The sequence below is a fragment of the Methylophilus sp. 14 genome, assembly GCF_015354345.1.
Lineage (GTDB): Bacteria > Pseudomonadota > Gammaproteobacteria > Burkholderiales > Methylophilaceae > Methylophilus.
On the sequence record NZ_JADKYS010000003.1, the window covers coordinates 487,097 to 502,234 of the forward strand.

The 15,138-nt window shown below is 52.6% G+C and carries 8 protein-coding genes; 6 read left to right on the forward strand and 2 right to left on the reverse strand.

From position 1 onward, the window contains the following. Positions 1 to 3: 3 nt before the first annotated feature. Positions 4 to 801, reverse strand: a complete 798-nt coding sequence (locus INP78_RS10625; RefSeq protein WP_194742143.1) for a flagellin — start codon at positions 799 to 801, stop codon at positions 4 to 6. Positions 802 to 1,291: 490 nt separating this feature from the next. Between INP78_RS10625 and aepX the strand changes: the two genes are divergently transcribed. The 6 genes from aepX to INP78_RS10655 are packed head-to-tail and all read left to right on the forward strand — an operon-like array spanning position 1,292 to position 7,266. Further along, positions 1,292 to 2,590 (forward strand): phosphoenolpyruvate mutase, encoded by a 1,299-nt coding sequence (gene aepX / locus INP78_RS10630; protein WP_194742144.1) that lies wholly within the window; start codon positions 1,292 to 1,294, stop codon positions 2,588 to 2,590. A 9-nt stretch (positions 2,591 to 2,599) separates the two neighbouring features. Continuing rightward, positions 2,600 to 3,778: a phosphonopyruvate decarboxylase gene (gene aepY, locus INP78_RS10635; protein ID WP_228522809.1), complete on the forward strand. Its 1,179-nt coding sequence runs from the start codon at positions 2,600 to 2,602 to the stop codon at positions 3,776 to 3,778. After that, positions 3,771 to 4,766, forward strand: a complete 996-nt coding sequence (locus INP78_RS10640; RefSeq protein ID WP_194742145.1) for an aminotransferase class V-fold PLP-dependent enzyme — start codon at positions 3,771 to 3,773, stop codon at positions 4,764 to 4,766. The genes aepY and INP78_RS10640 overlap by 8 nt, the downstream gene beginning before the upstream one ends. Next, a complete protein-coding gene (locus INP78_RS10645; RefSeq protein WP_194742146.1) occupies positions 4,763 to 5,176 on the forward strand; it encodes an adenylyltransferase/cytidyltransferase family protein in 414 nt (137 codons plus the stop codon). Before INP78_RS10640 ends, INP78_RS10645 begins: the two co-directional genes overlap by 4 nt. After that, positions 5,173 to 5,871 (forward strand): trans-aconitate 2-methyltransferase, encoded by a 699-nt coding sequence (locus INP78_RS10650; protein WP_194742147.1) that lies wholly within the window; start codon positions 5,173 to 5,175, stop codon positions 5,869 to 5,871. Before INP78_RS10645 ends, INP78_RS10650 begins: the two co-directional genes overlap by 4 nt. Before the next feature lie 6 nt (positions 5,872 to 5,877). Next, positions 5,878 to 7,266 carry a CDP-glycerol glycerophosphotransferase family protein gene (locus INP78_RS10655; protein ID WP_228522810.1) on the forward strand — a complete coding sequence of 463 codons (1,389 nt, stop codon included), beginning with the start codon at positions 5,878 to 5,880 and terminating at the stop codon, positions 7,264 to 7,266. Between the two features lie 160 nt (positions 7,267 to 7,426). On the opposite strand, the gene INP78_RS10660 is transcribed toward INP78_RS10655, so the two are convergent. Next, positions 7,427 to 14,902 carry a tetratricopeptide repeat protein gene (locus INP78_RS10660; RefSeq protein ID WP_228522811.1) on the reverse strand — a complete coding sequence of 2,492 codons (7,476 nt, stop codon included), beginning with the start codon at positions 14,900 to 14,902 and terminating at the stop codon, positions 7,427 to 7,429. Positions 14,903 to 15,138: the final 236 nt, after the last annotated feature.

Sequence of the window (15,138 nt, forward strand, 5' to 3'; positions counted from 1 at the left end):
GTATTAGCCTCTCAGCAATGTCATCACTTGGTTAGGCAACTGGTTCGCTTGAGCCAGCATCGCAGTACCAGCTTGTTGCAGAATCTGTGCACGTGTCATCTTCGCTGTTTCTGAAGCGAAGTCAGCATCAGTGATACGTGACTTGGCAGCAGACATGTTCTCAGACGCTACGCCCAGGTTGCTGACCACTGAAGCAAAACGGTTTTGGTAAGCACCCAATGTCGCACGGCTGGTGTTCACTGTCGTCAATTGTGCGTCAATCGCTGTAATCGCATCTGAAGCGGCATCTGCTGAAGACAGGGAGCCTGACAGAGAAGCTGCTGAGACAGAAGCCACGCTGATGGTATCGCCACTGTCAGCACCAATCTGGAAGTTATAACCAGCACCGAATGCAGCTTGGCCGTTAAACTTGGTGGCAGTACCCAAACGTGTCAGTTCTGACTTCAGTTGTGAAAATTCTGTATCCAGGTTTGCACGGTCACCAGAGCTGTAGGAACCGTTAGCTGCCTGTACAGCCAGTTCACGCATACGTTGCAAGGCATCGGTTGCGCTGCTCAAACCACCTTCTGCAGTTTGCAGGAAAGAGATCGCGTCGTTAGCGTTACGTGTTGCAACATCCATACCGCGAACTTGTGAGTCCATACGTGTTGCAATCGCCATACCAGCCGCATCGTCTTTAGCGCTGTTGATACGCAGACCAGAAGACAAGCGTTGAATAGAAGTATTCAGGCTGCCTTGTGAAGCGTTTAAGTTACGTTGTGCATTCAAGGATGCCAAGTTGGTGTTGATTACTGAAGCCATGTTAAATCTCCTTTAGAGTCGTATATCCAGTTAAGTGTCAAATCGTCATGTTACTTTCAACGTTGATCGCTATTTACCACTTAATGTTTGCTATCTAGCGTTGTTAGTTGTGTTATCGACCGCTGCAGAAATTTCTTTAATCCTTGTTGCAAATTTCTTTTTTCGATCAATCATGCACTTGAAACTATTTACGACCCCTCCACCAAAATCTTTAGCCTTTAATCAAGAACTGCACAAAATTGTTTATACCAATCTATTTTATAAAAAGAGTCACCCATACCATTAACCGAGCTAAATAGAGAATCAGTCTTAATTCTGCTTTTAAAGCCTCCCCTGTAAAACCGCGCATCAGGGCCAGCATGTCACACAAGATATAAGGCCAGTTTTCAGCGTTTATCTACAAATCATTCCCGGGCATTGCCAACGATAATCAGGCTATCCATTTCGCATACCTTATATAAGGTATCCAAAAAGACTAAAGGAGTTTTGCATGGCATCAGTTTATGTAGGGATGACGGTAGACATCTTGCACCATGGCCATATCAATATTATTGAGCAGGCCAGAAAGTATGGCGACGTCACCATCGGCCTGTTATCCGATGCGGCGGTCGCGGACCATAAACGTCTGCCTTACCTGACTTATGAACAGCGCAAACAGATCGTCAGCAATATTCGCGGTGTGGTGAATGTGGTGCCGCAGGAAGAATGGGACTACGCACCCAACCTGCTCAAATACAAACCCGACATCATGGTGCATGGCGATGACTGGCTGGAAGGTCCGTTGGTGCCTTACCGTGACCGTGCACGTGCTGCGCTGGCCGAGTATGGTGGCCACCTGATTGAGATTCCTTATACACGCGGTGTGTCTTCCAATGAAATGCTGAGCCAGATCCAGGCCTTGGGCACCACGCCTGATATCCGCCGCCGCACCTTGAAAAGATTACTCACAGTCAAACCGATTTCGCGTTTTATTGAAGCGCACAACCCGATTTCTGCGCTGATTGCCGAGCACGTCACCGCACAACGCAATGGCAAAAGCTGCCAGTTCGATGGTTTCTGGTCGAGTTCGCTGACCGATTCCACCGCACGCGGCAAGCCGGATATTGAAGCGGTGGAGATCAATAGCCGCTTATCTAATATTAATGACATTTTTGATGTCACCACCAAACCTTTAATTATGGATGCTGACACCGGCGGCAAACTGGAGCACTTTGAACTCAATGTGCGCAGCATGGAACGCCTGGGGATTTCGGCCACCATTATCGAAGACAAAATTGGCCTGAAAAAGAATTCTTTATTTGGCAACGAAGTACCGCAATTGCAGGACGAGATTGAGCCCTTCTGCGAAAAAATTGCCGCTGGCCGTGCTGCCCGTGTCAGCGATGACTTTATGGTGATTGCGCGTATCGAAAGCCTGATCCTGGAAAAAGGCATTGCAGATGCCGTCAAACGCGCGCAAGCCTATGTCGGCGCTGGCGTCGATGGCATCATGATTCACAGCCGCCAGAAAACAGCGGACGAAGTATTTGAGTTTGCCAAGATATTCAAATCCGAGTTCCCAACCACACCTTTAGTCTGCGTACCCACCAGCTACAACAAGGTGACAGAGGAAGAACTGGCCGCACACGGCTTTAACCTGGTGATTTATGCCAACCACATGATGCGTGCGGCTTACCCGGCCATGCAGAATGCCGCCATGGAGATCCTCAAAAATGGCAGGACAGCAGAAATCGAATCCAGCCTGATGTCGATTAACGATGTGCTGGAACTGATTCCAGGGACTAAATAAGCGGAGCACATGATGATTCATGCTGAAGACTTTTTAAGTGCATTGCAAACCGAACAAGTGCAATTTGTTGCCGGGGTGCCCGACTCATTACTTAAAGAATTGTGTGCCTGCTTTTCAGACAAGCTAGCAAAGGATCAACATGTGATCGCCGCCAATGAAGGTGGTGCGATTGGCCTGGCCATTGGCCACTACCTGGCCACCCAACAACCTGCCCTGGTCTATATGCAAAACTCTGGCCTGGGCAATGTGGTCAACCCGATTGCGTCACTGGCAGACCCACAAGTGTATGGCATTCCTATGTTATTGGTGGTCGGCTGGCGGGGCGAGCTCGATGCCGATGGCACACAAATCCATGATGAACCACAGCATGTCAAACAAGGCCAGATTACGCTGTCACAACTTGATGTGCTAGGCCTGCCTTATCAAGTGATGACCGATCATATAGAAACAGCCCATGCGCAAATCCAAACCTTATTAAACCAGGCCATAACACGTCAAGGCCCGGTTGCCTTGGTCGTGCGCAAGCAAAGTTTTGCGCCGTATAAGCCAGTGAAAACAAGCACGTCCCCTGCCTCGGCTCTGGCAGAAAAATTAGCGGTGCTGGAAAGCCGTGAACATATGATCGAACAGATTGTGTCAGCCTTGCCAGAAGATGCCGCCGTCGTCGCGACCACCGGCATGGCTTCGCGTGAGTTGTTTGAGCTGCGTAAAGCCCAACAGGCCGGGCACGGCCGTGACTTTCTGACGGTGGGCGGTATGGGCCATGCCTCGCAAATTGCCTGTGGCATTGCGCTGGCACAGCCAGACCGGCAAGTCGTCTGTATTGACGGCGATGGCGCCATGCTGATGCACATGGGCAGCCTGACCATCAGCGCCCAGCAAGCGAACTTGCTGCATATCGTATTGAATAATGGTGCCCATGACTCCGTAGGTGGGCAACCAACCGTCGCCGCGCAATTGGCATTGGCCGAGATTGCCAGTGCCGCTGGCTATACGCAGGTGTACAGCGTATCCGGCGCAGAACAACTAAACCAGCTCATTCCACAAGTCCTGCGCAGTGGCAAAAGCTGCCTGATTGAAGTGTTGTGCCGCAAAGGTGCCCGTGCCGACCTGGGCCGCCCTACCCGCACGCCAGCCCAAAACAAACAGGACTTTATGCAATTTTTAACCGAGGTGGAATATGCTTGAAGCAACCACCACCATACACGCGCATGTCGCTGCCCAAAACCAGCATAAAGTGCTGTTTACTGCGGGCCCGGCCAGCTTGCTTGAAGAAAACCTGCTAGGTTTGCGCCCGTGCTTCGGGCGTGGTGACCTCGACTACAATCAGGTTGATCATGCGGTGCTTTCCGCTCTCAAACACATGACCGGCCACGCGCAGATCGCGCGCCTGCAAGGCTCCGCCAGCCTGGCATTGGAAATTGCCAGCCTGAACTTTTTGCATGGCAAAGTACTGGTCATCGACAGTGGCTATTACGCCCAGCGATTAGTCAGCTTTGCGCAACTGGCTCAGCGTACGGCTGGCCAGGTGTCACTGGTCACCGTCTGCGACTGGCAGCAACTGGCCAATATCAGCGGCCGTTACGACTGGGTCGTCGCCTGCTATACTGAAACCAGTGCTGGCCTGTTATTGCCAATTGCGGATTTGCGCGCATTGGCAGACCGCGTCGGCGCGCAGCTTATGCTGGATGCCACGGCCTCTATCGGCCTGGAAATAGATCACGGCCTGGCAGATGTGATTGCCTATAGCTCCTGCAAAGGCCTGTTTGGCCTCACAGGCGCCTCGTTTATTGCATTTAACCAGTTACCAAAACACGAGGTCGACTCGTTTTATCTCAATCTGGCGACACATTTGGAACGTCGCATGACCGGCCCTTACCATGCCATGGCCTCGCTATATGAAGTGTTACCCAAGCATGATGACTTGCGCGAAGCGGTGTTTATCAACAAAGCCCAGATGCTGAAAAAGATTGGCACTTATGCCACGCACCCCGTGCACTACCAGCCCGTGCTCTGCACCTGGGTCGATGCCACAGTCAGCAGCCAGGATAGCCGTGCAGTGCTCTACCAGTCACGCGGGATCAGCCGTGGCAGCGTGGTCTGCCATCTGGGCGAAGCACACCTGGGCAGTGCAGCACGCGGCGCCATTCTCGATTTACTGGAGTTACAGCCATGACGCAGCCACCCAAACGCATTATGGTCGATATGTCAGCGACCTTGATCCATCATGGTCATGTGCGCCTGTTAAAAGCGGCTAAACAGTTAGGTTATGTGGTCGTTGCCCTGACGACCGACGAAGAAATTCGCGCCAAAAAAGGCTATGAGCCTGAGCTCGATTACGCCGCCCGTGCCGAAGTATTACTCGCCATGCGCGATGTCGACGAAGTTGTGCCTAGCCCCTGGCTGCTCGATGAAGCCTTTTTGCAGCAACACAAGATTGACCTGCTGGTGCACGGTCACGATAACAGCAACCCGATTGCCGCTGAAAAATTGCATATTTTGCCGCGCACAGAAGGCATCAGCAGCACCTTGTTGCGTGCCCGCGTGCTCAAAGCCGTCAGTCAAAAAATGGAAGCAAACACATGAGTAACCTCTGGCAACAGATTTGGGAAAAGCGCAGCCTGCAACCGCAGCATGCCATCACATTGGAGACGCTGATTGCCCTGGACGGCTTCGATAGCGGTGCAGGCAAAATCGACCTCGCCGACTGGCAGGAATATACGCGCCGCATCAGTGACAAGCTGGGGATGCAGTCTGGTGACTCGGTCTTTGAGGTCGGTTGTGGCGCCGGGGCTTTTTTGTATGCCTTGCGCCAGCAGCATCCCTTAACCGTTGGCGGCCTGGATTATGCCGCCGGACTGATTGAAGCTGCACAACAGGCCATGCCTGATGGTGATTTCCAGGCTATTCCTGCGCAATCGCTAGACACCAGCAAGGAATATGACTTTGTGATTGCCAACAGTGTATTTCATTATTTTGACGAAGCCATGGCCGCCGAAGTGTTCCAGGCCATGTGGCAAAAAGCCAGGGTGGGCGTCGCCATCCTCGACATTCCACATGCGGCCACCAAAGCGGCTTGCGAGCGTGCCCGCCGCGATGCTTTGACCGAGGCTGAGTACGAAGAAAAGTACCGTGGCCTGCATCACACCTATTACACGCCTGAATGGTTTAGCCAGCAATTGCCAACCAAACCACAGCAGGTATTTGAAAGCTGCGTGCCCAATTACGCACAAAGCCAATACCGTTTCAGTGTTATTTTTACTAAACGCTTGCATGGATAAGCCATCATGACGACTACCCCACACCAACCCGTGTTTACTTTCTTTTATACCGACAACTGCGAGCGCCAGGCCCTGGCGCCGGTGGCCGATGAGATCGCCAGCAGAGGCTATGTGATTCAATGGAGCACCAACTCCAAGCAATATGCCGAGGTCGGCGTGTATTGCGAGCACGCGTGCAAACCAAATGCCGGATTTTCAGTCATCTTGCTGCACGACCTGGCGCAGCGCCATGATATCTGGCCACACTTCTGGCATCATGAGCCATGGACCGCGTTTGATATGGGCATTGTGCCTGGCCCGGCATGGGTCGAGCGCTGGCAGACACAAACCAACTTTAAACAGGCCCGCCCAAAACTAGGCGTATTTGACCTCGGTTGGCCCAAAGCCGACCTGGTTTACCGCAACCAGGAAACCTTTAAACTGGAAGCGCAAAAGTTGCGCGAGCAACTGGGCCTGAAATACGAACACTCCATCCTCTATGCACCGTCCTGGGAAAACCACGGCAAGCAGGATGAGTTTGTACAGGCCCTGAAAGACCTGCCGGTCAACCTGTTGCTGAAACAGGCGCCCTGGTCAGACAAATACCGCTGGGTACTGAACAATATCGACGCCATGGATGCGCTGCATAGAAACTGTGCCGACAATGTCTATGTCGTCGACCGCGAAGTCAGCATCATGTATTGCCTGGGCCTGGCTGATGTCATGGTCTCCGATGAGTCCAGTGTGCTCACAGAAGCCTTATTGCTGGATGTCCCCGGCATTGCAGTTACCGACTGGCTGATTCCAGACACCAACCCACCGCGCCCGGCCAGTGTGCCTTATGACTATGTGATTAAAACCGTCAAAGCTGATCTGCGTCGCACGGTAGAACACGTCTTACAGAACGCCGCCGAATACCAGCAGCAGATCACGCAAAACAAGCAGCACCAATTTGCCCACCTGGGCCAAAGTGCGACCTTGATTGCAGACAATATTCTTGCTGCCCTGGCTGGACACACGCACTTACCTACCCCCGCGCTCAAGGCACAAGTCGACATAGACCGGACCACCTATCAGCAAGCGGAAAAACTGGCGGCAGAAGGTGATATGAAACTGTCTACGCAAATGATGCTGGAACTGATCAAGCAAGAAAGTAGTTGCTGGGAGCCCTATAATGACCTTGGCACCCTGCTGGTGAGCCAGGGGCAATTTGAGGATGCCGAACTACTGCTGGAAAAAGCCGTATTACTGGCGCAAGAGAACCCTGCCATCCCGCTCAGCAACCTGACAGAGGTTTATTGCCTGCAACAAAAGGCCGATAAAGCGCTGGCAACCCTGGCCAAACTGAGCAAATATACGCCTAACCCGGTCGGCTCTATCCCGCATATCCGCCGCTGCATGGAAACCATGTTTTAAGGCCATTCCATAGCTTTAAATAAGGCCCTACGGCATCTTAAAAATCCGGCCACGTGACAGTCGCCGGATTTTTATTGGCCGTCATTTCTACAATCAACGCTACAGACAACAAAAAAGCATGCACATTGCTGTGCATGCTTTTGTATGCATACGTCCCGGATTACGTAAACAACTGACGTACCGGTAACTCCGCCCGTGTGAACTCTGCTGTGAGGCCATTCACCACATGCTCTGGCACACCTTGCGTCATGTTTTGCAGGCGGTTAAACACGCTGATCAAGGCTTGCAACTGGTCATCGCGGTAATAGTATCCATTCTGCTCCAGCACCGCCAGCGTCAGGCTACCAATATTGGTTGGCGTGCTGGCATGCGGCTTGCCGCAACTACGCACGCGATGCAGCGTGAGGAACAGGCCGCGCAGAGCCACAAAAGCCACTGGCAGCGGGATCGCAAAGTCCCATTCCAGGTCAAAGAAATGGCCCTGCCCCGCTTTATCCATCACAAAATTGGTCGGTGTCGCATCAAAATACTGTGAAGGCAACAACGTAGAATACCCGGCAAATTCCGGCAAGGTTTTACCGCCAGTCTGGGCGGCGGCTTCCAGGCCTTGCAACCACGGTGCAGCCCAAGCCGCCAAGTCTTCCACGCGCCAACCTGGGCGGTTCATCAACTGGGTCAGTTTGTCCATCCACAACTGGCCGCCATGGTAAGGCGCATGCTCCCAATCGGCTTGCAACAATTGCGCCGTTTCGCCGGTATTGCGTGTACGCGTTGCCAGGCCTTGTGCATCATGCACAAACTGGGTTTCCTTGCTGAACACCGCCTGGCGCTGGCAGCCATAATGCGCTGCCAAGACATCCGGATGCAGTTTGCCAGACTGGCGTTGCGGATAAGCCACGAACATAAAGGAGTTGGCCACGTCTTCAACCAGATTGTTACGTGCAATCACCTGCCAGGCGTTTTCTAATGAGAAGGTTGGGTGACGTGGCGATTGTCTGTCATGCACCACTGAACCAGCCGCCAACGCGCCAACATCCCAACCTGCAGCACGGTGAGCCTGATTAAACCCTTCAGGATAAATCACGCTGACTGGCGTTTTGTAGTCAGGCAATGGTACATAGAGTTCTGTCGTTTCAAAACCGGCGCTGCGGATCAAGGCATCCAGCTCTACGCGGCCAAACGTGATCGGGCTGGTCGCGCTGTAGGAGTCATTAATGCCATACATCGCCTGCCCCATATGGTCTTCAGGCGCACCGCAGAAATACTTAAGGCCGAGCTGGTTCTCGATAGCCACAATCAGCATGCCATCCTCTTTGAGGAATGACTTGGCTGTTTGCAGCAAAAAGCGCAAAGGATCCGCTTCTTTCACATAGACCTGCGCATATTCAAGCACGCCAATCAGCGTCACCACATCAAATTTTTCATCGGTTTCAAATGACTGGATCAGGTCAGAGTAAATGGTCACATTATTCAAGTCTGCACAACGCTGGCCAATCACGCGCGCACGGTTCGGGCTGCCTTCCAGCGCCACCACTTCGCCCCCCAGCTCGCCGAGGAAGCGGGTAATCGCGCCGCAACCGGCACCCAGTTCGAGCACTTTACCGTTGGCAATTTTGTCAGCAAACGGGCGCAGCAAATTGGCACGTTGTGAAGTGAGGTGATAGTAGCTAGGCCAGTCAGTGGCTTTGGCCGCCAACTCGCTTGAAAACACGCTCTTGTCACGCGAGTGGCGAATCATGTCATACAGGCGCTGTTCGGCATTGCCTACATCCTGGTAGCCAAATGCTTCGTTTTGCGCACGCTGGTAGAAATTATCTTCCGCACGGTAGATATATGGGCCTTTACGCACAGCATCAGCTGCTGGCTGGCTGTATTGCTGTTGCAGCGCATCGGCATCCGCCGCGGCCAGGCCATTCTGGCGAGCAAATGTGATCACATCCAGCACTTCATTTTTTGGCGCGGTCAGGGATAACACCTCAATATAGGCTTGCCAGTAGGCCGGTTGTTTAGGGGCCAGGATCACCGCCTGCTCCAGCAATGGCAATACTTCCTCTGCCTTGCCTGCTTGCTGTGCAAGTAACCCTAACTGAAAATAGGTGGCGGCATGTTTGTCATCAATGCGCAAAATTTCCTGATAAAAGCGCATCGCCTGCGCCAAGTCGCCTTTTTCCTGCATTTGCAGCGCCAACTGAAACACTTCAGCAATCGAGTCGTGCAGTGTGTTAGCTTGTGGGTTAAGTGTTGTAGTCATAGAGATACCTTTATCAGAGAGTTCAGTCGCGCCCGGCGCAACAGAAGGTTCTTTCAGCGTTAAAGAGGGAACAGCAAAACTGCTCGCAGCCTGCCCCTGGCACCAGCGCTGCCACATCTGGCGTAGCGCCTGTGACAAGGTCTGCGCCAAAGGTGCCGCTTGTGCCAGCGGAGACTGCGTAAAACGGGTGCGCATCGTGGCGCGTAAATCAGACAATGCCTGCAGGTCAGACAACACCTGCGTGGCCTGTTGTACATAGTGCGCTGAGCTTGAGGCAATATAGTCATTCAAGCCCAGATGCTGCATCAATGCCATAGCCCCACGGCTGGCCAGGCGGTCACCAGCCACACACAAGGTAGGCACGCCCATCCATAAAGCATGCGCGGTCGTGGTCACGCCGTTAGAGGGGAAAGTATCCAGGCAAATATCTACCATATGATATTGCTGCAAATAGCTCAGCATATCGGTGCGGGCATAAAACGATAGGCGATCAGCCGAGATACCTGCCTCAGCAAACCATTGCTGCACATGCGTACATGCGCCCGCCTCTGCCATGCCACCCAACACCATGCGACTGTCTGAGCAAGCCTGCATCACGGCAGCCCATTGTTGCACCGTGGCCTGGGTAATTTTGTTGGGGCGGTTAAAGCAGCCAAAAGTAACATAGCCATTGCTAAGTGCAGGTAAGGTATTCACATCTGGTGCCTGCGGATGTGGCACAAATGGCGCACTCACCGGCAACTGCACCAGTTGCTCGGTAAACTGCTGGTCAAACTGCCCGGCTGGCAGCAACGCACTGTCGGCCAGGTAATAATCTATAGACGTCAGGCCTGTGGTATTCAAATAGCCTAACCAACTGGCCTGCACAGGTGCTGGTTTTCTGGCAAACGTCAGTAAGCGGTTGCCGGAAGTGTGGCCGGACAAATCAATCAGGATATCAATCTGGTCTTGCCTGATGGTCTCAGCCAGTGCGTCATCGGATACGCTTGAAACCATGCGCCAATGTTTGAAGTACTGGCGCATCTCGGCAGTGACTTCGTCTTCCAGCGCGTAATTGGCATAGGCTAACAGTTGCAATGTGCTGTCCTGCGCCAGCGCAGGCAACAAAGGCAACAGGAAATGTGCCACTGAATGTGCACGCAAATCGGCAGAGACAAAACCGACACGCAGCGGACGCGCGGCATCACGCGTATTGCTGTGCGGCTGCCAATCGGCTTTTAATGGCGCCTCATAGAGTGCGGCATAAGCGGTATGCGCTTGCAACAAGGCTTCGTTATCCACGTGTTCTGCATGCGTCATGCAAAACAGCAAATTGCTAAAGCAATCGGCATACTGCGGCTGCAAACGCAGCGCCTGCTTGAATTGCTTGATGGCCTTATCGACCTCGCCCAGGTCTTTGAGCACACTGCCCAGATTGTTATATGCCGCAGCGTAATCTGGTTTCAGGTGTATGGCCTGGGCAAAGGCGTCTGCGGCCGCATTGAGTTCATTTTGTGCTTTGAGCACTAGCCCGTAGTAGCAATGCTCTTCAGCGCTTTGCTTATTCAGCGCCAGCGCTTTGCTGGCCGCTAGGCGGGCATCTTTCTTCTGTATCATTAACACGTCAGAGAGCATCTTCCAGCCACTGAGCCAGACAGGATATTGCTGCAATAGGGTATGCAATTCACCTTCCATCTCGGCATATTGCTGTTGTTCAAATAATGCCAGCAAGGCTTGCTGTATTGAATCAGATGGCTGTACATTGGTTGTTTGCACTGGTAACTGCCAGTCTTGCATCAGCGCTTGCAAAGCCTGTGTATGCTGACCATTATTCATGGCTTGCTCGAATACTTGCTCCAGCTTGGCGGTCTCATTACTGTTTTTGAGTGCCGTCAGATAGCTGCTTAACAACTGCCACTGCGTAGGCGCCAACGCATACGCCTGTGCCAGCAAGCGCAATGCCTCAGTTGGCTGTTGGTTGTGCCAATAAATCAAGCCCAGATTATGCGTAGCCAGCGCATGCTGGGCATCTACCGCCAGAATCTCCTGGTAAAGCTGTGCTGCAGTTGCCAGGTCACCCTGCTGCTGTGCGTGCGAAGCCAGGTCAAATACCTCGGCCATGGCGGCCTGCATCGCTGGAGACGTAGTCTGTGCGACTGGCGTTGCCTCCCATTTTTGGTGATAACGCACATAGGTTTCGCGCCAGCGAGCGCTACCGAAGGCGCCACCGCTTTGATGTGTCATGCGCACCGGCCACACGCCTAGTTTCAAGCCAGCACGTGTCGCCGTGCGGCAAAAATCCAGATCATAAAAATGAAACTCAAACTGCTGGTCAAAACGTACACCACTTTGCAGCAAGGTCTGCTTGTGCGCGGCCAGGAATACGCCATCCATCAATTGGCATTCGCCAGACACATCACCATAACTGGAAGCAGGTCCAAAGGCGTGCTGACCATGGCTGACACTGCCGCGCAAGTATTTGGCATCGTCCCAGGTGAATTGCAGATCAACAAAGCACCAGCCGGGTTGACCAGGCTGTATACGGGCGTTGCCCGCAATACCAATCACATCATAGTGATCGAGGCCGCGCTGTATGGTGTGGACAAAGGTGTTTTCATCCAGCCAGACATCGTCGTGAATCAATACCAGCAAGGCCTGGTCCGGCGCAGCGGCAATCGCTTCGTTAAACACTTGCGACAAGCCGCGTGTATTTTCATAAGCCACCACTGGCATCAAACGCTTATCCTGCTGCATATGGCGTTTGAGCGAACGGCCAAGCGCTGAGTCACGCCAGAAAGCTTCTTCTGTCATGCGCGTGGCACTGACCACCCACACTGGCTGTTCTCCGCTAAAAGCGTCCTGTACTGGCGATTCAGCCAGTAATTGTTGTGGCTTCAGCTGCAACAGTGCCTGTTGCCATAATTTGAATAGTAATTGCTCAAAGTCCTGGGCAAACTGCTCCGCGTTCATCAGTGGCGAAGCCAATACTTGTTGGCGTAACTGTGCACGTAATTTGGCTAAGGCATTCAGATCCCTGGTCAAGGCAATCGCTTTGCTCACATACTCCTCACGGCTGGTCGCTACCCAGTCAGCCAAGCCCACGCAATGCATAAAACTCGCCCCTTGGCGGGCAATCAATGTCTCACCCAGCAAGGTCAGCGTAGGCACGCCCATCCATAAAGCTTCACAAGTCGTCGTGCCGCCGGTAAACGGAAAGGTATCCAGAATCACGTCAATCTGGTGATGGTTACGCAGGTATTCATCTCTGGGCACCATGCCATGCAAAGTGCAACGCTCAGCGGAAATGCCATATTGCTGCAATCTGGAAAGCGCTTCTGCACGCACCAGGCCATCATTAAAGGCTTTGCTTTGCCAGAACAGTTTGGCCGTTGGCAAGGCCTGCAAGACCTCGCCCCAGCAAGACAGTACGTCATCGCTGACCTTGCTGTAGTTTTGAAAACAACCAAAGGTAATGGCGCCGTTAGTCAGTGCAGGTAAGTCATTCACAGCAATCTCAAACGGCGGCGCAGTAAAGCACATACGTGTATGTGGCAGGTGCACCACTTGCTCGGTGAATTGAGTCGCGACCTGTGCATCAATACTCACCGGGTCTGCAATCACATAATCCATCACTGGCAAGCCGGTGGTACCCCAATACCCCAGCCAGGTGGCCTGCACAGGTGCAGGCTTATGGGCAAAGATCGGCAAACGTGTACCACCAGACAAGCCGGATAAATCCAGCAGGATATGTATCCCATCTTCATGCATCTGCTTGGCAGCCTGCGCATCGGTCAGCCCGGCCAATGAACGCCACTGGTTGCATAAGTCTTTGAGCTCATGTGAGAACGCATCTTCGCGGCCGTCAGTGGAGTAGCCATAAACCTCCAGGCGGCTGGCATCAAATGCCTGCAACCACTGGTGCAGGAAATAGCCTACCGGGTGTTTACGCAAATCAGCCGATACCAGGCCGATACGAAGACGCTGCTCTTGCGCATGCACTTGCCAGCTGTCATACGGTGTCACCTCCTGCATCATGACAGCACCCAGTCTGTGGGCGTAATCCAGGCTCTCATTCTGAGGCAAGGTATTGCTGTAACTGTTGGCAAACAATAGATTTCTAAGCGCCATCATGTGGGTAGGCGCTATCTGCAACGCTTGTTGCAAGGTCGCAATCGCCGTTTCAATCTGCCCCATGTCCAAATAGACATTGGCCAGGTTGATATACCCAGGCATAAACTCAGGATGGATACGCAGCGCTTTTTCCAGGCAGGCAATTGCCTCGGTATAGCGGCCCAGCATACGCAAACTGATGCCGTAATTGCTCAAGATACTTTCTGACTCAGGCAACTGTTCTAATGCTTTTTCGCAATACACACACGCTTTGTCATAAGCGTTTCTGGCATTCTCAATCAGGCCAAGATTTGCCTGCACATAAGGATTCTCAGGATCCAGCAGCAGCGCTTTCTGGCAGTAACTTTCAGCCTCACCGTATAACTGCTGGTTCAGCATCTCGGTGGCCAGGTTATTCAGTGTTTCTGCACTCACCTCTTGCGTCTGCATGATCTGCTCAATATAAGCCTGGTACTCGCGGGTACGGTTGGTCACGCGGTACAGCCTGGCCAGATTTTTAAGCAGCGATAACTCGGTTGGGTTCAACGCCATGCCCGCCAGCAGCCACTGCTCGGCCTCTTCCACGTCCCCATGTTTGAGGTACAAGGCACCCAGGTAGCTATACGCTTCAACATAGTCTTTTTGAATCGCGATCGTTTGCTGATACGCCGCAATCGCCTCAGACGTATTACCCAGTTGATCCAACGCCAGCGCCATATTGAAAAAGATCACGGCATTGTCAGGCTCAATTGCCACTGCCTCGCGATAGTATTGAATCGCCTCCAGCGGTTTATCGGCCTCATGTAACAAGGTCGCCAGTTCAAAATTGACGCGGCCATCCTGCTGGTGAATATTCAGCCCCCGGCGCAGTAACTTTTCGGCCTCTTTCAATTGCCCGGCTTGCTTGAGCACGCTGGCCCAGTTGGCATAGGCCTGGCTAAAAACGGGGTTAATCTTGAGCGTTTGCCGATAATATTTAATCGCCTGCGTCGTGTCCTGCAATTGCGCATAAACATTGGCCAGGTTATACAACACCTCGGCATCTTTCTTTAAACGCTTGCTCGCTTGCAAAAAAGCATCGGCGGCCAGCGCCAATGCCTCTTGTTGTTGATAAAGGCTGCCTAATAACTTCCAGGCCAGGCCCTCTTCAGGAAACTCACGGGTGATTTTCTGCGCCAGGGTCAAACACTGCTCCCAGGCACCCTGTTTCCAGGCCTGGGTCAGCGCTTGCATCCAATCGCTGCAATCCTGCGTATTCACGGCAGTAGATTGCATATGGCCTGGCGAGAGTTTCATAAATAGAGAATTCCAAAAATTTTCTCTTATTATTCAAAACTCTCGCGCATTTGCATTGCTTAAAAAAAGCGGCAAACACCAGCTATCTTCGCTGTTCGCTGAATGTATGAAACATAGGTATTGCTTGCCAGCCCGCATAGATACTGGCATGGCAGGGTAATCCATGTTTTTTGGCGGCAATAGCCTGGCAAAAAGATTTATTCAAGAATCAGGAAAGCATGCCGTAAACCTCGCCC